General features: G+C 67.8%; 18 protein-coding genes, 1 tRNA gene and 1 pseudogene. 9 read left to right on the plus strand and 11 right to left on the minus strand.

Features of this window, described 5'->3' with window-relative positions:
- Positions 1-11: 11 nt before the first annotated feature.
- Positions 12-1,541 (minus strand): MFS transporter, encoded by a 1,530-nt coding sequence (locus C1N81_RS21970; protein ID WP_394431655.1) that lies wholly within the window; start codon positions 1,539-1,541, stop codon positions 12-14.
- A 161-nt stretch (positions 1,542-1,702) separates the two neighbouring features.
- Positions 1,703-2,365, minus strand: a complete 663-nt coding sequence (locus C1N81_RS21975) for a TetR/AcrR family transcriptional regulator (RefSeq protein ID WP_394431657.1) — start codon at positions 2,363-2,365, stop codon at positions 1,703-1,705.
- Positions 2,366-2,595: 230 nt separating this feature from the next.
- Between C1N81_RS21975 and C1N81_RS21980 the strand changes: the two genes are divergently transcribed.
- Positions 2,596-3,882 carry a M6 family metalloprotease domain-containing protein gene (locus tag C1N81_RS21980; protein ID WP_394431659.1) on the plus strand — a complete coding sequence of 429 codons (1,287 nt, stop codon included), beginning with the start codon at positions 2,596-2,598 and terminating at the stop codon, positions 3,880-3,882.
- Here the strand turns inward: C1N81_RS21980 and C1N81_RS21985 are convergent.
- Positions 3,879-5,573 carry a class I adenylate-forming enzyme family protein gene (locus tag C1N81_RS21985; RefSeq protein ID WP_394431661.1) on the minus strand — a complete coding sequence of 565 codons (1,695 nt, stop codon included), beginning with the start codon at positions 5,571-5,573 and terminating at the stop codon, positions 3,879-3,881. The genes C1N81_RS21980 and C1N81_RS21985 overlap by 4 nt on opposite strands.
- Positions 5,574-5,759: 186 nt before the next feature.
- On the opposite strand from C1N81_RS21985, the gene C1N81_RS21990 reads away from it, so the two are divergent.
- From C1N81_RS21990 to C1N81_RS22005, 4 genes and pseudogenes are all read left to right on the plus strand, one after another.
- Positions 5,760-5,835 (plus strand) — tRNA-Arg (locus C1N81_RS21990).
- A 183-nt stretch (positions 5,836-6,018) separates the two neighbouring features.
- Positions 6,019-6,171 (plus strand): annotated as a pseudogene (locus C1N81_RS21995) (ATP-binding protein); the annotation flags it as partial.
- Positions 6,172-6,698: 527 nt separating this feature from the next.
- Positions 6,699-7,277 carry a hypothetical protein gene (locus tag C1N81_RS22000; protein ID WP_394431663.1) on the plus strand — a complete coding sequence of 193 codons (579 nt, stop codon included), beginning with the start codon at positions 6,699-6,701 and terminating at the stop codon, positions 7,275-7,277.
- Between the two features lie 84 nt (positions 7,278-7,361).
- Entirely contained in the window at positions 7,362-7,835 is a 474-nt protein-coding gene (locus tag C1N81_RS22005; protein WP_394431665.1) for a hypothetical protein, read from the plus strand.
- Between the two features lie 980 nt (positions 7,836-8,815).
- On the opposite strand, the gene C1N81_RS22010 is transcribed toward C1N81_RS22005, so the two are convergent.
- The gene (locus C1N81_RS22010) at positions 8,816-9,265 is read right to left on the minus strand and encodes a hypothetical protein (RefSeq protein WP_394431666.1); all 450 of its coding nucleotides are present in this window, start codon (positions 9,263-9,265) and stop codon (positions 8,816-8,818) included.
- A gap of 287 nt (positions 9,266-9,552) precedes the next feature.
- Positions 9,553-9,942, minus strand: a complete 390-nt coding sequence (locus C1N81_RS22015) for a hypothetical protein (protein WP_394431667.1) — start codon at positions 9,940-9,942, stop codon at positions 9,553-9,555.
- Between the two features lie 326 nt (positions 9,943-10,268).
- Here C1N81_RS22015 and C1N81_RS22020 point away from each other — a divergent pair, with 326 nt between their 5' ends.
- The gene (locus C1N81_RS22020) at positions 10,269-10,859 is read left to right on the plus strand and encodes a hypothetical protein (RefSeq protein WP_394431668.1); all 591 of its coding nucleotides are present in this window, start codon (positions 10,269-10,271) and stop codon (positions 10,857-10,859) included.
- A gap of 608 nt (positions 10,860-11,467) precedes the next feature.
- Entirely contained in the window at positions 11,468-11,746 is a 279-nt protein-coding gene (locus tag C1N81_RS22025; protein ID WP_394431670.1) for a hypothetical protein, read from the plus strand.
- A gap of 121 nt (positions 11,747-11,867) precedes the next feature.
- On the opposite strand, the gene C1N81_RS22030 is transcribed toward C1N81_RS22025, so the two are convergent.
- From C1N81_RS22030 to tgmA, 4 genes are read right to left on the minus strand one after another with little or no spacing between them, the layout of a single operon-like run.
- On the minus strand, positions 11,868-12,431 hold the full coding sequence (locus C1N81_RS22030) for a methyltransferase domain-containing protein (protein WP_394431672.1): 564 nt from the start codon (positions 12,429-12,431) through the stop codon (positions 11,868-11,870).
- A 2-nt stretch (positions 12,432-12,433) separates the two neighbouring features.
- Positions 12,434-13,105 (minus strand): methyltransferase domain-containing protein, encoded by a 672-nt coding sequence (locus tag C1N81_RS22035; protein ID WP_394431674.1) that lies wholly within the window; start codon positions 13,103-13,105, stop codon positions 12,434-12,436.
- Positions 13,102-14,106: an ATP-grasp ribosomal peptide maturase gene (gene tgmB, locus C1N81_RS22040; protein WP_394431676.1), complete on the minus strand. Its 1,005-nt coding sequence runs from the start codon at positions 14,104-14,106 to the stop codon at positions 13,102-13,104. The genes C1N81_RS22035 and tgmB overlap by 4 nt, the downstream gene beginning before the upstream one ends.
- Entirely contained in the window at positions 14,103-14,837 is a 735-nt protein-coding gene (tgmA, locus tag C1N81_RS22045) for a putative ATP-grasp-modified RiPP (RefSeq protein ID WP_394431678.1), read from the minus strand. Before tgmA ends, tgmB begins: the two co-directional genes overlap by 4 nt.
- A gap of 165 nt (positions 14,838-15,002) precedes the next feature.
- Between tgmA and C1N81_RS22050 the strand changes: the two genes are divergently transcribed.
- On the plus strand, positions 15,003-15,464 hold the full coding sequence (locus tag C1N81_RS22050; RefSeq protein WP_394431680.1) for a hypothetical protein: 462 nt from the start codon (positions 15,003-15,005) through the stop codon (positions 15,462-15,464).
- Between the two features lie 26 nt (positions 15,465-15,490).
- A complete protein-coding gene (locus tag C1N81_RS22055) occupies positions 15,491-16,846 on the plus strand; it encodes a hypothetical protein (protein ID WP_394431682.1) in 1,356 nt (451 codons plus the stop codon).
- A gap of 12 nt (positions 16,847-16,858) precedes the next feature.
- Here the strand turns inward: C1N81_RS22055 and C1N81_RS22060 are convergent, their stop codons facing one another.
- Both C1N81_RS22060 and C1N81_RS22065 read right to left on the minus strand, forming a co-directional pair.
- On the minus strand, positions 16,859-17,746 hold the full coding sequence (locus tag C1N81_RS22060; RefSeq protein ID WP_394431684.1) for an ATP-grasp domain-containing protein: 888 nt from the start codon (positions 17,744-17,746) through the stop codon (positions 16,859-16,861).
- A 23-nt stretch (positions 17,747-17,769) separates the two neighbouring features.
- Complete coding sequence (locus C1N81_RS22065) at positions 17,770-18,195, minus strand: hypothetical protein (protein WP_394431686.1); 426 nt, start codon at positions 18,193-18,195, stop codon at positions 17,770-17,772.
- Between the last annotated feature and the right edge of the window lie 30 nt (positions 18,196-18,225).

An 18,225-nucleotide genomic window follows, 5' to 3' on the forward strand; every position in this document is an offset into this window, starting at 1 on the left:
ACGGGACACCGTCAGTGCGCGACCACCGGCACCCGGAACTCGTCCTCGACACCCTCCGCGTCCCCCGCGGCCACGGCGGGACCGGAGCCGGGAGCGCGGGTGTTGATCAGCGCGAAGGCGATCGCGGCCGAGACGACCAGGATGCCGACGGCCCACCAGATGGCGTGGGTGTAGCCGTCGACCATGGCCTGGGCCTGGAGCAGCTGCGGGTTGCGCGCGCCGGCCGCGTGGTCGGCGATGTACGCGGTCGTGGCCGAGGCCGCGATCGTGTTGAGGAGGGCGGTGCCGATGGCGCCGCCGACCTGCTGCGAGGTGTTGACCATCGCGGAGGCGACACCGGCGTCCCGCGCCTCGACGCCGATCGTGGCGAGCGACATGGCGGGCATGAACGCCGTACCCATGCCGAGGCCGAGCAGCAGCTGGGCCGGGAGGATCAGCGCCGGGTAGGAGGAGTCGACCGACAGCTGGGTCAGCAGGCCCATGCCGAGGGCGGCGAGCAGGAAGCCCGGGCCCATGAGCAGGCGGGGGCTGACGCGGGTCATCAGGCGGGCGCCGATCTGCGTGGAGCCCGTGATCATGCCCGCGATCATCGGCAGGAACGCGAAGCCGGTCTTGACCGGCGAGAAGCCCTTCTGGACCTGGAGGTAGTAGGTCAGGAAGAGGAAGAGGCCGAACATCGCGATGACGGCGAGGCCGAGGGAGGCGTAGACACCGCCGCGGTTGCGGTCGGCGACGACGCGCAGCGGAAGCAGCGGGTGCTTCACCCGGGCCTCGACGGCGACGAACGCGACGAGCAGCACGGCGGCGGCGACGAAGAGGCCGACGGTGGTCGCGTCGGACCAGCCGTTGGACTCGGCGCGGGTGAACCCGTAGACGAGGGAAACCAGGCCGAGCGTCGACAGGAGGACGCCGGGGATGTCGAGCGGCGAGCGGTTGCGGCCGCCGGCCGGCTCACGGATGACGAGTACGGCGCCGAGCGCGGCGACGGCGGCGAACGGGATGTTGACGAAGAAGGTCCAGCGCCAGTTCAGGTACTCGGTGAGGAATCCGCCGAGGATGAGGCCGACGGCGCCACCGCCACCGGCGATCGCCCCGTAGATGCCGAACGCCTTCGCGCGCTCCTTGGCGTCGGTGAACATGACGGCGAGGAGGGAGAGGGCGGCGGGCGCGAGCAGCGCGCCGAACAGGCCCTGCAGGGCGCGGGCGCCGAGCATCATGGCCTCGTTCTGCGCGGCGCCGCCGACCGCCGAGGCGAGGGCAAAGCCGATCAGGCCGGTGACGAAGGTCTGCTTGCGGCCCCACAGGTCGGCGATGCGTCCGCCGAACAGGAGCAGGCCGCCGAAGGCGAGCGCGTAGGCCGTGATGACCCACTGGCGGTTGCCGTCGGATATGCCGAGGTCCGTCTGGGCGGACGGCAGGGCGATGTTCACGATGGTGGCGTCGAGGACGACCATCAGCTGCGCGAGCGCGATGAAGACGAGCGCCTTCCAGCGGCGCGGGTCACTTACGGGGAGGGCCGATTTCGGCAAGGGGGTACCCACAGCGGGACTCCAAGTACGTCAGGTAAGTCGGCGGGAGAGCCGTCAGGAAAGTCGTGAATAAAGCTGAGAAATCGGTTCGGTACGGGGCAGGGCGGAGTGCCGCGAGCCGTGACGAACCCTTCCTGGGAGAGGGGCGGCCGGCCGGTGCGCGCGCCGCGGGGTCAGCCCTTGCGGAGTGCCTCCAAGGTCGCGGCCTCGCCCGGGAGTTCCGAGCGGGCGGGTGCCATCAGGCCGTCGAGGAACAGCTGCAGATGGCGGTGGACGAACCGGTCGAAGTCCAGGCAGGCCTTGCCGGGGAGCGGCCGGGTGAGCTGGGAGAGGGCCACCATCAGGTCCCCGACGCCGATGTCGGGGCGCAGCTCGCCGGCCGCGTGGGCGCGCCCGAGCAGGTCCTCGACGCCGCTGGTGAGGCGTTCGAGGGAGGCGAGCAGGTCCGGGTGGTCCTTGTCGAAGGTGGTCTGGAGGGTCGGGCACAGCGCGCCGATGCGTTCGTCGGCGGCGGCGTGCACGAAGGTCCGCAGGGCGGTGAAGGCGCCGCTCTCCCCGGCCTCCTGCGCGGCGAGCGCCTTGTCGGCGTGCTCGGTGACGCGGTCGGTGACGGAGAGGACGACATGGTGCAGGAGTTCGCCGCGGTCCTTGAAGTTGCGGTACAGCGTGGCGTTGCCGACGCCGGCGCGGCGGGCGACCTCGTCGAGCGGGAGGTCGGTGCCGTGTTCGACGAGGAGTTCACGCGCGGCGTCGAGGATCCGCTCCCGGTTGCGCAGGGCGTCGGCCCGCGGGCGCGGGGTGCGGCGCTGCGGCTCGGCGGGGGCGGCGGTGGCCACGGCGTTCTCCTCAGATCTCTCGGCTTCGGGGCGGGATGCGGGGAGTGATTCCCCGCTTCGCGCGGACACAGGTCTAAACGGGGAGACGGTCCCCGCTTATTTCCCGTCCTTCCTGTGACCCGTCTCACACTCCCTACGCGTCGGTAACCCCCGAACGGCGCACCCAGCGCGCGACCCGCCCCACCCCGACACAGGGTGATCGAAAGGGACCCGAGGGTGAGGCGGTTCGGATGCGGCAGGGGAAGCGGCGGCGGATACGCGGGGGCCGGCGCGGAGCGACGGTCGCCGGGGCCACGGCGGTGGCCCTCGCGCTGACGATGACCGCGAGCACCGGCCGGCTGCTCGACACGTCGCCGACGGCGGCGGGCCCGGTGGCACCCGCGAGGGAGGCCTCGCTCGGCCCCTGCATGATCCGCGGCACGCTCGGGGTGCAGATGTCGGAGGGCGTGCCGACGTCCTCGGGCTACGCCCGCTCCACCGGCACCGTCCACGCCCTCAACCTGATGATCGACTTCCCCGACGCGCACGGCGAGGGCAGCGCGACGGACCGCCTCGCGGAGTTCTTCCCAAAGACCCAGAACTGGTTCCGCACCGCGTCGTACGGCCGTCTCACCTACGTCCCCGAGGCCCCGGTCAAGCACTGGCTGCGGATGCCGAAACCGTTCTCCGAGTACGGGATAGAGCGCGGCGCCCCCTTCGAGCCCGGCTACCGCGAGCTGGTCGACGACATCGTGGCGGCCGCCGACCCCGAGGTGGACTTCCGCGCGTACGACCTCGCCAACATCCTCGTCACCCCGAACGCGGGCCCCTCCGCCCTCGACACCGTCCTCTCCGTGACCTTCGCCGGGAACCGCGAGGCACCGGTCGCCGACGGCGTCCCCCTCTCCAACGCCTCCTTCGTCTACTCCCGCCAGGACGACGGCTCCGGCTCGTACGCCGAGACCGGCTACCGGGTCCTGCCGCACGAGAACGGCCACGTCTTCGGCCTGCCCGACCTCTACACCGCGGACGGCGGCGGCGCCGTCGGCCACTGGGACATCATGAGCGAGGACTGGGGCGCCGGGAACGACCTGCTCGGCTGGCACAAGTGGAAGCTCGGCTGGCTCGACGACACCCAGATCGGCTGCGCGGCCGGCTCCGGCACCTCGGAGTACCTCCTCGCCCCGCTCTCCAAGGAGGGCAGCGGAACGAAGATGGCGTTCGTCCCGCTGACCGAGAAGAAGGGCTACGCGATCGAGGTCCGCACCCAGGACGGCAACGACGAGGCGGTCTGCCGCCCCGGCGTCCTCATCTACAAGGTCGACGCCGATGTGGACACCGGCCGCGGCCCCATCACCGTCAAGGACTCCACCCCCGACAGCGGCGGCTGCACCCGCCGCCCGAACGTCCACGCGGAACTCTCCGACGCGACGTTCCGCCCCGGCGAGGTCTTCAAGGACCGCAAGCAGGGGATCCGGATCTCGGTGACGGGCACGGACGACTCGGGGAACTACCGCGTGTACGTGACGCGGCGCTAGTTCGTCCCGGGGAACCGTCCCCGCAGCTCCCTCTTGAGGACTTTGCCGGTGGCGTTGCGCGGCAGGGGCTCCTCCTGGATACGGACGTGCGCGGGCACCTTGAACGCGGCGAGCGTCTTTCCGGCGTGCTCCCGCAGGCCGTCGGCGTCGATCGCGGCCCCGCCCCGCACCCGTACGACGGCGGCGACCTCCTCCCCGAGCACAGGATGCGCGACCCCGACGACAGCGGCCTCCACCACCTCCGGGTGCCCGTGCAGACAGGCCTCGACCTCGACGCAGTACACGTTCTCGCCCCCGCGGATGACCATGTCCTTGATCCGGTCGACGACGCGGATCAGCCCGCCACGGTCGAGGACCGCGAGATCCCCGGTACGGAACCAGCCGTCGTCGGTGAAGGCGGCGGCGGTGGCGTCGGGGTCGCCCCAGTACCCGCGGATGACGGACTGCCCCCGCAACAACAGCTCCCCCACCTCGCCCTCGGAGGCGTCGACGCGCGCCTCGACAGCGGGCGCGACCTTCCCCACGCTCTCGGGCCACCTTCGATACTGCTCCCCGAAATTGGCGGCGACGCCACCGAGGGTCTCCGTCAGCCCGTACCCGTTGCGCGGCTCGACGCGCTCCCCGTACCGCTCGACCAACCGCGGCGGCGCAGCGGCACCCCCCGTACTGAACATGGTCAGCGTCGGCAGCTCGTCCCCCACCTCCTCGGCCCGCTCCAGCAACTGCAGCGCGGTGGCCGGCACCCCGCCGAACGCCCCCACCCCGTACTCCTCGATGACGCGCAGCGCCCGGTCCGCGTCCCACTTCCGCAACGTGACGATCGTGCCGCCGGCCGCCATGGCCCCGTAGAACCCGGTGAACGCCGCCACATGAAAGAACGGAAACGTCAGCAGCCCGACGGGCGCGGGCCCCTGCCCCGGCACGACCCCGCGCGCGAGCGCCGAAAGAGCCGCGAAATAACGCGGGTTGGCGATGGCCCCCACATGCGCGTGATGCGTGGCGACGGCCCCCTTGGGCCGCCCGGTGGTGCCGGAGGTGTAGAGGATGGTGGCGTCATCCTCGGGGGCTACGTGGACGTCGGGGGGCCCGAGGGTGGGGTCGGGGGTGGGGAGGTCACGGTAGAGCCGCACGCGGGAGGGCAGGTCACCACCCTCCTTGCCCTCTTTGCCGTCCTGCACGAGGAGAACGAAGGGCCGGGCAAGCCCCGCCTGCTGCCGCCACCATGGCTGCATTCGCTCATACTGCTCCCCGTCGACGAAGACGAGCCCGGGCCGGCAGTCATCAAGGGCGTACGCGAACTCGTCCGGGGTCCACCAGGAGTTGAGCGGGACGGCGATGAGCCCGGCCAGCTGGGCCGCCCAATAGCCGACTTGCCACTCAGGCCGATTCCGCATGGCGATGACGACACGGTCCCCGGGGTTCAGCCCATACCCGTGGTCACTCTCTGAGCTCAGGTAGCGCCGGGCGAGCGCACAGGCGGCGGCGAAGAACTCCCCGTACGACATCCGCCCGTCCTCGGAGATCAGGAAAGGGGCGTCCCCGAAGGCCCAGGTGGTCTCGACGAACTCCCGCAGGGTCCGGGGCCCGTCCACATACCCGAGCCGCCCGTCCTCCCCCCGCCCCACAGCAAACGGCGCACCCGGCGCGACCAGCAAGGCTTCCAGCGACGCCAAGGACTCCAGGGATTCCATGCGGGGACGCTACGTCTGGGGGGCCGGGGGGCGTCAAGGTGCGTGCGGGGGTCGCGGGGGCGACAGGGAGCGCGGCGGGCGGCGGCACGGGGGCGACGGCACGGGCAATGGAACCCGAACGCCCACGACAACCCACCCGCTACACTGTCGGCGGTGGCCCAGACCTACGGTCTGCTCCGCCACCCCGCCTTCGTAGCTCAGGGGATAGAGCACCGCTCTCCTAAAGCGGGTGTCGCAGGTTCGAATCCTGCCGGGGGCACCAGGCAAAAGGCCCCGGACCGATCATGGTCCGGGGCCTTTGACATCTACTTCTGACATCAACGCGGGTGGTCACTGACGACCGCGACGCGCCCTGAGCAGCCGACCCGTGTGACTCATGGCCTCGCGCTGTGGAGCCGGACGACACGGATGCCGACGGACTCAGCGACTCTCCCCACAGGCAATCGTCCTGCCGGTGACCGACGAGGGCGGCACGGGCACGGACCCCAAGGTCGAGCACGCAGACGACGACGCCCTACACGGCCGGGGACCAAGGATGGTCAGCGCACTCGCGCACCGGGTCGTAGTTCACGACAGCGAGGACGGCCTTACGGTCACGCGGAGCTCTACACGAACGGCGCCAGCGGGAGCAGCAATGAACTCGACACGTAGGCGCATGCACCCCACGAGAGGCACTGAGTTACAACCCTCTCTACTGGTTCAAGCACCCGGCTGCGCTCCGCTCCGCCGGGCGGGCTTCCCGGCTCCGCCTGGGGCTGCGCTCCTGCCTTCGGCCCGCTCCGCCCCTGCTGCGCCGACGCCCGCCCACATATGGATAGGGCCAAGAGTCGAGCACCCTATGTTCGCGGCCCACGGTCAAGGACATGCCTCCGGCGGGGGGATCGGCCGACACCGGGTGGGAGGGGGCGCCGTTCCCGGCCGCGGGCCCATCGTGGTGAGCGTGGCGGGCTCCCATCCCGTCCACCGTCGCCCCAGGCAGAGCCAAGCGGGCGTGTGGGTCGACGGCGGACGGGATGGGAGCAGGGGTGGGTTGTGGTGAAGGGGGAGTCTCGCTAGCCGCCGCACGTCTCCACCAAGATTTGCAGGTGGCCAGCGCCGCACCATGCGCTGCGGCATGATGCGCGTGTGGAAGTTGCCAGACTGATACTCGATTACCTCAAGGTCCTCATATGGCCGACCGCAACAGTTGCGATCATCTACGGGTTTCGGAGCCAACTAAGCGACCTGATCCGCAGAGTAAAGGCCTTGAGCGCACCCGGCATTGATGCCGAGTTCTCTGGAGAGATCATCGAGGCGAGCACGGGCGCAGAGGTGGCGGTTCTCAACAACGAACTCTCAGGAGGCGACGCGCCCAATCAACTCGACTCCAATGAGAAACCCACTAAAGCCGCCAACGTGCGGATCCGAACAGAGAGGATGAACCACGAAGAACTGCTGCTGTCCTACGCCGCGGCACAGCCAGAGTCGGCTGCTATTGCAGCATGGTGGCACGTAGAGTCTGAGCTTCGACGGCTAGAGGCACTGGAACTCGGGACATCCGAACGTGGGGCCGTGCCCATCACTCGGCTGCTTGAACGTCTGAACCTTCCGCAGAACATCAAGATCTCAATCTTGGAACTCAGTAAGGTCCGCAACCGTGCCGCCCACCGCATGCCTCTCAATCTCAGCCCAGAGGCTGCACGCGCGTACGTGAGCAGCTGCTGAGAAATGGCTGATTGGCTGCAAAAACGAGGACATCAGCAGCCGCTATTTTAGTTGTCCAAGGCACTGTTCAGTAACGGGGGTCCGGTGGAACTCAACTCGATCACTCAGGCCGCAACTGCATTCTCACCTGTGGCTATCGCAGTACTCACAGGATTCTTTACTGCTCGCTCGAATCGTCGAGCGAGATCAGACACGATCATGGCACGACTCACAGCAGAGATTGCGGCTTTGGACACCCTCCCAGACGAAGGATCGGCCAAGGCCACGCTTCAATCTCAGGTTGAGGCGACGGTAGCGAAGTACAAGCAGGCTTGCCTACGCGAGGATACGTTCCGCAGAGACGGAGTAGGCGTCGGTCTGGGCATCGTCCTCGGTGGCGGAGGTATCGCGCTCGGTACCTGGGCCGCCGTCCAAGGCGGCTCCACCCTCTGGTGGTGGGCGCTCGCAGTACCGGCAATCATCCTCGGCGTACCAGGCTTCGTTCATGAGTGGACTGGCGGTGATAGCCGTACGGCCGACGCCGAAACTGATGCAACGACTACGACGACGGACGACTGACGATGCAGATCAGAACAAGCATGCTCAGTCGGATACCCGTTGTGGGGCACTAACCTTGAGCGGCCTGCGATCGCGGCTGCTCTCACGAGGCTCTAATCCGCGGTGCGTGGCTCGGCGGCGGACGGGATAGGTGGCGGGAGAGCGATGGGTCGCCAGCTGCTGCAGTGGCGGTATCACACCATTTGACCAGCGAATTCGAAACACTTTTTTCTGTGGGGTTCCTCGGGGTTCCTCGGGCTTGCGCGGGATAGCGATAGCTATATGACCTGGCATTGAGCGCAATGAAGGTCCGCAGGTACGACGAACTTGACGCCCTGAACTGGGAAAACATGAGTGGCCGATTATCTATTACGCACGCAATACGTAATAGACCCCCGTACACCTCACGGGCCACCTGCATCAGAGCCGGAACTCGCCCTGCTGGACGCACGCCCACGGCACGATGCTCAGGACAGCAGAAGCCCACCACGCGGCTCGGACCCTTCAAGAACAAGCTGCGTGATGGGCTACGAACCCGGAGGTCCAAGAGTGAGTCTTGCCCCAACCCCAAGGCATCTGTCAAACCCACCGCGCTACCCGTGGGCAGTTGTCATTGTCCTCATCCTGATGATCGCTTGGCCGCCACTATCAGGAGCCGTGAGCGCCACCACCAATGGTGTGTCCCTAGTAGCGATCCTTACGATCGGGGTAAGCACAGCAAGGGGCAACGCTCGACTTCGCCCGGCTACGAGCCAGAAGGCATAGCCTGTTGAGTGGTGCGGTCGTCCGCACGGTAAAGGCCGGGACCCGGGGTGCGACAAGGGCCGGCTGCCTCACCGCTCAAGTCCATGCCAGATCCGTGCCAGGTTGGGCGGGAAACTAGGGGGAACAGCGGGCAACAAGCCACCGGCATCGAGAGCCGTCAGGTCACTCCACCGCAGGCCAGACGCCCAACTTCGCCTAATCAGCTGAGCTTCCCAAGCTGGCGACCGCTTGGTACTTCAGGTCCGTTGCAAAGTCTTCCGCATCTCTTCGATCAGCGTGGCCCGAGTCTGGCGGGCGGATCGCCAAGCCCGGACGTACGCAAGAGAGTTCGCGGCGTGGCCGGCAACCACCGCGTCATGAAAGTCGAGCACGGCGAGGGTGGCGCGACCGGCCTTGGTGACGAGTGTCGGTTGCGCCACTAGTTCCAGTTGCTGTTGTGCTGCGTAGACACCGTGCTCGCCGATCGCGACATGCCCCTGGCCAATACGTTCAGGTGCAGGCGCTGCCCGGGAGAATGCATCCTTGGCTGTCGAGAGGGACGTGAGGTACTCCGTGAAGGCGGCGCGCAGAGTGTCGCGGTCACGCTCCGAACGGTCGCGCCGCCAGCGGACATGATCGGCAATGAGCGTGGCGAGTACGCCGAGCACTGTGCCCACGCCTGTAGCCGCGAGCGTCGACCATTGCATGCGCCCCCCTCAGGGTTTTGTGCAACCTGCCTCTCACCAGCAGTACAGCAGCGAAGTACCGCAGCTACAGCAGCCGCAGACAAGTTGCCCTGCCCGCGTAGGACCTCGATACGGCCGTACGCCCACTCGCGATCGACCTGCATGTAGACGTGCATCAGAAGGCGCCCGTGATCGACCGGCCGCGACTCAAGTACGGGATTGGCGCCCGCGGGGACTCGTGCTACGACGGCTCGCAAGACCGACCGTGAGCAGCCCAAGGTGTCTCGGGCCGAAAGCGGGTGGGGCAGTCAGTTTCCTGTCACGACAGGAACTATTACCGCCGCGATGGCGGAGAGGAGGCCTCCTACAGCAAGGACGGCGTTGAACTTCTCTTTAGCGGTCGGGAAGACGGCGCGACCCATGTCCCCGACCTTGCTCCGCAGCACGATCATCTTAAGCTTCTGCCAACGGTGTTGGCGGTTTCGGCACCCCATCAGTACGCCGTAGGCGTTGTTCCGGCAGTATGTCCTGCCGTCGCGATTGACCGCTCCACACCAGACCGGCACCTGGAAGGAGGCGTAGGCGAAGACCGCGATGGACAAGGCAGCGACGATTGGAAGGGCCCATTGTTGGGTCCAGGCGACTACGAGTGCCGCAACCGCGATGTATCCCCAGTACAGGCGCATGGCTTTCCCCATGAGGGCACAGCGTAATGGCATATGCGCAGGTCAAGTAGCGGCTAGAACCGGACAGAGTTCCCACCATGGCGCGTACGTCCCTCTTGACTGCCGGTGCCCCTGGCGAAGCAGCCTGGGCCGCCCGAAGCCGCTCAACACCGGCCGTCAACGACCAATGACGACCAGTCAGGTAGTCGCGACCAGGCCCTTGAGTTGCAGAGATGCAGGCCGCCAAGATCCCCCGATAAGACTCAGGGCAAGAAGATAGGTCTTGACTCTCTCGCTAGGACCCCGCCGAAGCCGCCAACTCACTGACTCGATGGTCGAGTCTTCGAGAAGATCAACCTATGTCGCAGACCTACATCGCACTCGTTGGCGCCGGCGGCGCAGTGGCAGGCGCTGTAGCTGGTGCACTCGCTACCGGCTTGCTGGGAGTCAAAGTTGCCCGAACACAGCTCACAGGGCAGAGGGCGAGCCAAGCCCTGGACCTCCAAGAGCAACACCGCACGCGTCATCGCGAGGTGAGCCGCACAACCTACGTCGATCTCATTAATGAGGCAAATAAGGCGAAAAAAGCCATTTGGGAGGTAATGCACAGCAAGATCATAGATATCGATTCGCTGCTTGAGAGGGCTGAATCTATCAATGCCCTACTTGAAAGAGTAAGTGAATGCATCACTATGGTTGAACTCGAAGGCGAGCGGGCCGCCATGAATAGGGCTGTCGCATACTGGCAGCGCATGGAAGATGCGACGACGACTATGGCCCAGCTCCTGTCACAACTCACTGAACCGCAAGTTCGTCAAAATCTGAACGCCAATTCAGCCCTTATGGACGTCGATCGCTCGAGCGCACAATCGGCAATGGAAGAGATCCATCGAAGCCGCTCTGAATTTATGGAGGCGGCCCGGTCCGCCCTGGGTAATAACGCCGTCTGACAGGCGCGTAGGCGGTGGCCACGTCTAGGACCTCAGAACACGATGCCGACAACGGGACCGTCAGCCACCCCATTCTTCCCGCATTAGCTCGCCTGCGGTGGTAGCTGTACAGCATGCGGTGGTAGCTGTACAGCAGCGAAGTACAGCTACCAGGACAACCAACTGTGACCGTCAGCCCCTCAGAGGGTCCTTGATGCGACCGGTGCGATCCTGGTCCACCGCTCTCTGTCGAGCTACAGATCAGAAGGCATAGCCTGTTGAGTGGTGAGGTCGTCCGCACGGTAAAGGCCGGGACCCGGGGTGCGACAAGGGCCGGCTGCCTCGCCACTCAGGTCGTGCCAGACCCGTGCCAGGTGGGGCGGGGAACCACGGGGAAGCTTCACCCTTAATAATCTGAGCTTCCCAAGCTAAGGGCGTCCGTTCCCGTTGAGTGGGTTCGCTCAGTAGGGTGCGCAGAGTGCGATACCTGACGGAGTTTTTCCCTGTCGGTGCCTTAAGTTGAGCAGTTCCTTGGGCCGGTCACAGCTGCCGGCCGAAGCGGCGTCAGCTACGTCGAGGTCCGCCCAGCGCGGGGGGCTTACGAGGTCTATGTCCACACCGTTGAGGACGTGGGCCACGAGAGCTTCTTCGACCTGGGTGCGTTCCCAGCCTTCGATACTGACGCCGAGGAGGAAGACTTCGGCCGTCTCGTTGCCACCGTCCAGGCCCCCTTGAGCGGCCTGGCTGCCGCCGAGGAGGTCACGGGCGCGGTGCGCAAGAGATGGGTCAACGAGGGCGTGGTCCAGGACGAGTACGCCAACTTCGTTCGAGCGGGTCGGCCTTTGTCTGCGTCTCCTGATGGGCTCCCCTGGCCGAGTCCAGCCCTGTCGTCTGTCATCCACGGCTGACCTCAACGGCAGCGAACGACGGTGGCTCCGACCGGCCTCAGGCGTCCGTACAGTCGTCACGACGGCCGAGCAAGACGCCCCCTAGATCGAACTCCTAAGGCGGGTGTCGCAGGTTTGCCCGTTAGTTTTGCTGTCGTCTCCGTGTTTCTCTCGGTACTACCGGCAACTGCCAGCACGGTCCGTTCTCGGCATCGTCCAGCCACACCCGCTGGCGGTCCACAGCAATCGTCACGCTGAACGCGGTTGCGGGTGGTGAGCCGGCTGCTTGCCATTGAGCGAGGGACCGTTCGACCTCCCTCCAGAGCTGTGCGGGGCCGCCCTCGCGGACCGTCCAGTTGGTGCCGGCTGGGGAAAGCACCGCGAAGGAGGCGTTCGTGGTGTCCAGGATGAACGTGCGTGTGCGCCCGTCGGCGTCCGGCATGTCGAAGGTGCGGGCGCCCGGAAGCGCGAGTTGGGTCACGAAAGCGGTGCCGGGGGTGTGCAGCGTCTCCGGCCCGTATGCCGTCTCGCGCGTGGTGCCTTCGTCGTCGCCAGGGAGAAGGACGAGGTTGGTCGGGGCCTGCTGTTGTCGCGCCATCATGAACGCGGGGTCCGCTGCGATGAAGCGGCCCGTCGCGTTCTGTCCGTCGAGGACGCTCAGTCGTACTAGGCCCAGCGAGCGCAGCCAGCCGCGTAGCGTGGCCACGTTTATCCGCCCGGTTCCGTCTCGCGCAGCCATGCCCAGGGGATGCCGCGTACGCCCATCGTGGCGATCGTTCGTGCCGCCAAGTCCTTGCGACCGGTGCCGACGAGCCCGTTCCCGACGATCAGTCGTGGGGCGTAGCCGCAGAGTCCGAGGGCCGCGCGGGCTCGGTCGGCGACTCCGGGGTCCGTTTCGACCGACGTGATCCTCTCCGCGCCGAACCGGTCGCACATCAGCGCGGTCGAGTAGCCGGTGCCGGTGCCGTATTCGGTGACCGTAGTCCCGTCGTCCTCGGCCTCCAGCGCGTCGAGCATCTGCACTACCAAGGACGGCAGCGTGGACGAGGAGGTCGGTGAGGCGCCGTGGATCAGTTGCGGCTTCGACCAGTCGATGTCTCGCCCGTCGAACTGCGTGATCAGCGTTGCGTCACTGTAGATCCGTCGTAGCCATGCGTCGGTGTCGACGAGTTCGCGAGTGATCGGTACGTACGTCGTCGTGGGAGCACCGAGCGGAGTGTCGGTCGGGACGTAGAACCGGGGGGCGAATTCGTGGCGGGGGACCGAAGCGATGGCGGCGCGCCATGCCAAAAACTTCGACCGTCCCTCGGTGCACAAGCGGTCGGCGAGCCTCTGGCGTAGCTCGGTGGCGGCTGGTTCGAGGGAGCAGGGGTGTGTCATGGGTGGGTGCCTCGTTCCAAGAGGTCGGCCAGCGCCGTCGTCATGGGCAGGCCGGTCGGCGGTTCGAGCCATGCCCACTGCCCCGACGGGTTGCACTCGATGAAGGTCCACGTGCCATCGGCGGAGAGAGTGAAGTCGAACGCGCCGAAGACGAGCCCGAAGTGCCGCAGGTATGCGAACAGTGCGTGCTCCACGGGCGGGGGAACGTTGAGCCGCGTGTAGGTGTGCGTGCTGTAGTCGGTGCGCCAGTCGAGCAGGCCCGAGTCGATGCGCACCGCGAAAATCCGTCGGCCGATCACGGTCACTCGTACATCGGCGACCTTCTCCACCCGGGCCTGCAAGAGGTGCATGGTCCCGGCGATACCGTCGTCGATCCGGTCCTCGGTGACTTCGTCGACGAGTACGGTCCGCGCCTGGCCGTCCACGAGGTACAGCGGCACCGCGAGCGGCTTATAGATCACCCGGCCGCCCTCGTTCCGATGTCGCGCGATGAACGCGCGGGCGTCGTCCGGCCGGTTGGTGATCAGTCTCGGCGGCAGGATGAAGCCGCAGGTGGCCGCCGCCGCCAGCCCCGCCGGCTTGTACTCGGCGTCCCCGATGCGGTTCGGGTGATTGACGTACAGGCAGCCGGGGAGCGAGACGAGAACGCCGCCGAGTCCGTACCGGGCCTGTGCGGCGGCGAAGCGGGCGTCCTGTGTGTCGAGGTGCGGGAAGCTGAATCCGGATGGGCGGCGGTAGTACAGCGCTCGTACACCGTCGAGTGCGGCGACACGGGTTTGCGTCGCGAGATCCCCCCGCCAGCCAGCCGTGCCACCGCCGATGCGGGCGGAGCAGGACAGGGTGGCGGGGAAATGGCCGCTGTCGAAGCGCACGACGGGGATGCCCCGGCCGTGCAGTTCGGTGATCACGAGATCGGCGGTCGGGTCGTCGTCGATCGTGACGACGGCGACCGGTCGTACCTCGTTGTCGATGCCGTTGCCGTTGCCGTTGTCCTGTGTCACTGGTCGGTGTCGTTGCCGGTGTCCGTGTCGCCGCCGCCGTGGCCGTCGGGAGACGTGCCGGTCGACGGGTTGGTGCCACTGCTCGTGCCGTGCCCAGGTGCGGCGACCGGGACGCCGCCCGCATCGAAGTAACGGGCGGTCTGCGACTCCGCGTCGATCTCCGCGCGAGTGTGCTGAGACGTCCTGGCGGACGGGTACGGGACGAGCCGGCCGAGTCCCCAGGGCGGTGGCGTGGGAAGTCCCGTCGGGATGGCGGTACCTGTGGGAATGCGTTCCGCGTGGTCGAACATCGTGGAACCTTTCTGTGGTTCGGTCGGGGTGCGCGGTGTGATGACCGTCACCTCGCGTCCTGTCTCGCAGCCGGTGGGCGGGGTCGTCCGGAACTCGATCCAGACGGTGTATCCGGAGTCCGTGTTGCGCCGTACACCCCAGTCGTCCGCCAAGGCCGCCACGAGGAAGAGCCCGCGCCCCGCGGAGTCGTCATCGGCGGGCCATCGCACGTGCGGGGCCACGCCTCCGACGCCGCCACCATCGCGCACCTCTACGCGCAACCGCTCGGCACACCGCGCCACATGGACGAGGAAGCAGTCACCCGGGTGACTGCGGCTGCTGTACCTGATGGCATTCGTGGCGAGTTCGGAGACGCAGACCTTCACGTCGTCGATCCGGTCGTTCGACAGCCGGCCGGAGAGACCGTCGATGACGAACGACCGCGCGTGCCCGACGGACACCGATCGGAGATCGAAGCGTCTTTCGCGTGGCCGCTGTATGGGCGGTCCGACCTGATGCGCCGCACGTTGCTCCGCAAGAATGGCTGCGGTGTTCGCTTCCATGCCTCGATCCCACCGCAAAGTGGCGCAACGGGGGATATGACAACCTATGACACGGAGTTGATCATGTCTCTGACCATCACGATCACCGGCACGCGGTCAACCGGGCACCGAGAAGTCACCTGGTACGCGGGGCTCTTCGCTCGCTACCTGGGCCCCTTCGCCGACAGCGGTGCATCTCATTTCTACGTCGGCGGCGCGAAGGGGGTCGACAGCCTGGCCCTCTTATGGCTGGCCCGGAACTCGGCATCGCGGATCACGGTCGTCGTGCCGGGCGCGGTGGTGCAGCAACCGACCGAGGCGCAGCGGGTGATGTACGAGTGCCGCGAACGGATCGCCGAACTAGTCGAGTTGGGCGCTGCGGAACTGCGGACCGCCGCGTACCACGCGCGGAACCGATGGATGGTCGACCGTTCCGACATGGTCATCGGGTTTCCGGTGGAAGGCCCGAAGGGCACGTCCGGAACCTGGCAGACGATCGACTACGGGGCGCATCGAGGCATACCGCGGTTGATCGTGCCCGTCTGACCCGGCCGGGTGGGCATGATGCAGCCGTGAGCACTCACGACAGCGCCCTCGGTGCGGCCACGCTCAAAAGACTCCGACAACGTCACGGCTGGTCCCTGCGGGATACCGCCCGGGCCCTGATCGACGCCTCCGCACACCTCGGACAGCCACTCGACGCCAGCCTCGACGGCGTGCAGCGCTCCGTCGCGCGCTGGGAGAGCCGAACGGCGCCGGTCCTGCCCAGCGGGCGCTACCAGATCCTGCTCGCGCACTCGTACGCGCGCGACGCCGACGGGCACATGGCGCTCGGCCCGGGTTCGGACTTCGCCGAACTGCTCGACGCGCTCGCGCACCTCGGCGAGGGCGAGCGGCAGCTCCAAGAGGTGCGCATCCTGTTCGCGCGTACGGCCACGGAGACCGGCAGCGGGCTGCTCGCACTGCTGGGGCCCACTGCTCAAAACGCACTCGCGTCGGCGCTGGCCGACCCGACCCGTGTGGACGAGGGTCTGATCGCCGCGCTGCGCATCGCCATCACGGACGTCAACGACCAGGTCGGCAGCGTCCCGTTCGTACGGCTTCAGCTCTGTCTCGCGCCCGTCGTCGAGTCGTGCCGACGCCTGCTCGACGGGACAGCGCCCGTCCCGGCCGCCTTCCTTCCGGATCTGCGGGCGGTCGCGGCGCATGCGTACACCCTTGCTGGACGGTTCGCGTTCGAGACCCACGACGATCAGGCGTCACGGTCCCTGTACACCGAGGCCACGACGGCAGCGGGGGCTACCGGCGCGGCCTGGCGGCGAGCCATGGTGCACCTCAGTCACGCGCTCGTGACGCTCTACTCGGCCTCAGGACTCGATGGCGCGAGGACGCTGGTGGACGCGGCTGTGCGTGACGCTCGGTCCGGGGAGAGCGGGACCGTTCGCGCCCGCGCTCACGCGGTGCAGGCGGAGGTCGCCGCTCGGACCGGGGCCGGCAACCACGCGAGGGCGGCACTCGCGCTCGCCTGGTACGACATGGACAACAATCGCGACGGCGACCCCGCGGCGGCGACCGTCAGCTTCTCCCCCGCACATCTACGGGGCTTCGAAGGAGTGACGTCGCTGTACGTCGGCGACCCGTCCGAGGCGCACGCCTGCTTCGTCCGCTCAGCGACCTCACTGTCCGGGCCCAGGGAGCGGGTGCAACGCGCGATCGTGACGACGGACCAGGCGGCCGCGTGCATTCGCCTCGACGATCCGCAGGCGGCGGCTGTCCTCCTGCACGACTGCGTCGACGCCACCGCTTCCGCGGGAGGCCGTGTGGCCTCCATGCGGCTTCGACAGGCCCGGCGTGATCTGAAGCCGTGGCGACGTGAGGACTTCGTCACCGAGCTGGACGATCACATGCTCGACACGCTCGGCTTGTGACTCGCCCTGGGGTCAAGCTTGCGCGAGCAACGGCCCCAGCAGTTCCGCCGGGTCCGTCCCGGAAGGGAGGTCGCTTACCTGGCCGTCTCCGACCTCGATCACTCGCCACGTGCCGTCCGTGCGGCGGGTCAGGTCTGTCGTGAGGAAGCGGGCGTCCAGTCGCGCGATCAGGGGGCGGAGCGCGTCCAGGGGTGGGGACGGGTGCAGGGTCGGGGTGTCCGGGTGGGGGGTTGTGAGGAACGGGGTGCCGTCCAGCCACCAGACCCTCGCCTCGCCCAGCGTGCGGTCGAAGTCCTCGTACGCGCGCAGGACCACGCCGCCCGCCAGGTCGTCGCCCTGGAGTTCCACGAAGCGGGTCACCACCTTGTGGACCGCCGCCGTGTCGGTCAGGTCGGGGAGGTAGCAGGCCTCGGTCCAGTCGTGCTTGCGGGACTTCACGTAGTCCTTCACCACGCCCGGGCCGGGCGGCAGCGCTGCCGTCAGGTTCGACAGGGTCGCCGTCGTGGGTGGGTCGTTCGGGGCGCAGGGGGCGTACGCGGACTGTGGTGTGTGGGCGGAGAGGGCGCGGTGCCAGCCGGGTAGTTCATGCGCCGTTCTGTACATCGCCGGTGTCGTGCACAAGTGGGTGCCCCGGGCGCGAAGTGCCGTGTCCAGCGCCTCGTACGTCGCCGACGGGATCATCCAGCCCCGGTACCAGGCCGCGCCCAGATCGCCCGGGACCCTGCGGATCGCTTCCTCCGTGCGGCCGGCCAGCAGGTCGTCGTGGTCGATGAACGCCACGGAGGCGCCGGCCTCGCGGGCCGCTGTCGCCTGCGGGGCGAAATGCGGGTCGCAGCGGGTGGGGCGCAGCGGGTCGTTGCAGAGGAGGAGGGGCGTCGGTTTCCTTGTCGGTGTCGGCACTCCCTCATTGTGGCGTCACGTCGTCACGCCGTTACGTGGTTGTCCGGGGAGTCGCCTCGGCCCCAGGCCGCCTTCACCACCGTCGACACCACCGTCGTCGCCGCCAGGCTGCCGAGCAGCAGCATCATGACCCCTACCCCGTACAGGCCGCTCGCGTCGTCCGACCAGTCGATGAACGCGGCGATCGTCAGGCCCGCCGTCGTGCCGATCACCGCGCCGGGGACGTGGTCGCGGGACGCCGCCCAGACCACCGGGAGCAGCAGGGTCGCCACCAGGGCGAGGACCTGCCACACCTCGTACGGGCCCGTCTCCGTGCCGTCCGCGCCGATGTCGCGGTGCTGGTCCCAGCCCAGCCATGCGGCCCATGCCGCGCCCGCGATCACGGCCATGATCAGGGCGGAGAGCGCCTGGCGGAGAGGGGTGCGGGTGCTGCGCGGGTGCTGATTCATGGGTTCAGGGTCGTCGGTTCGCCGGGCCGT

The sequence above is a fragment of the Streptomyces sp. SGAir0957 genome, assembly GCF_043523415.1.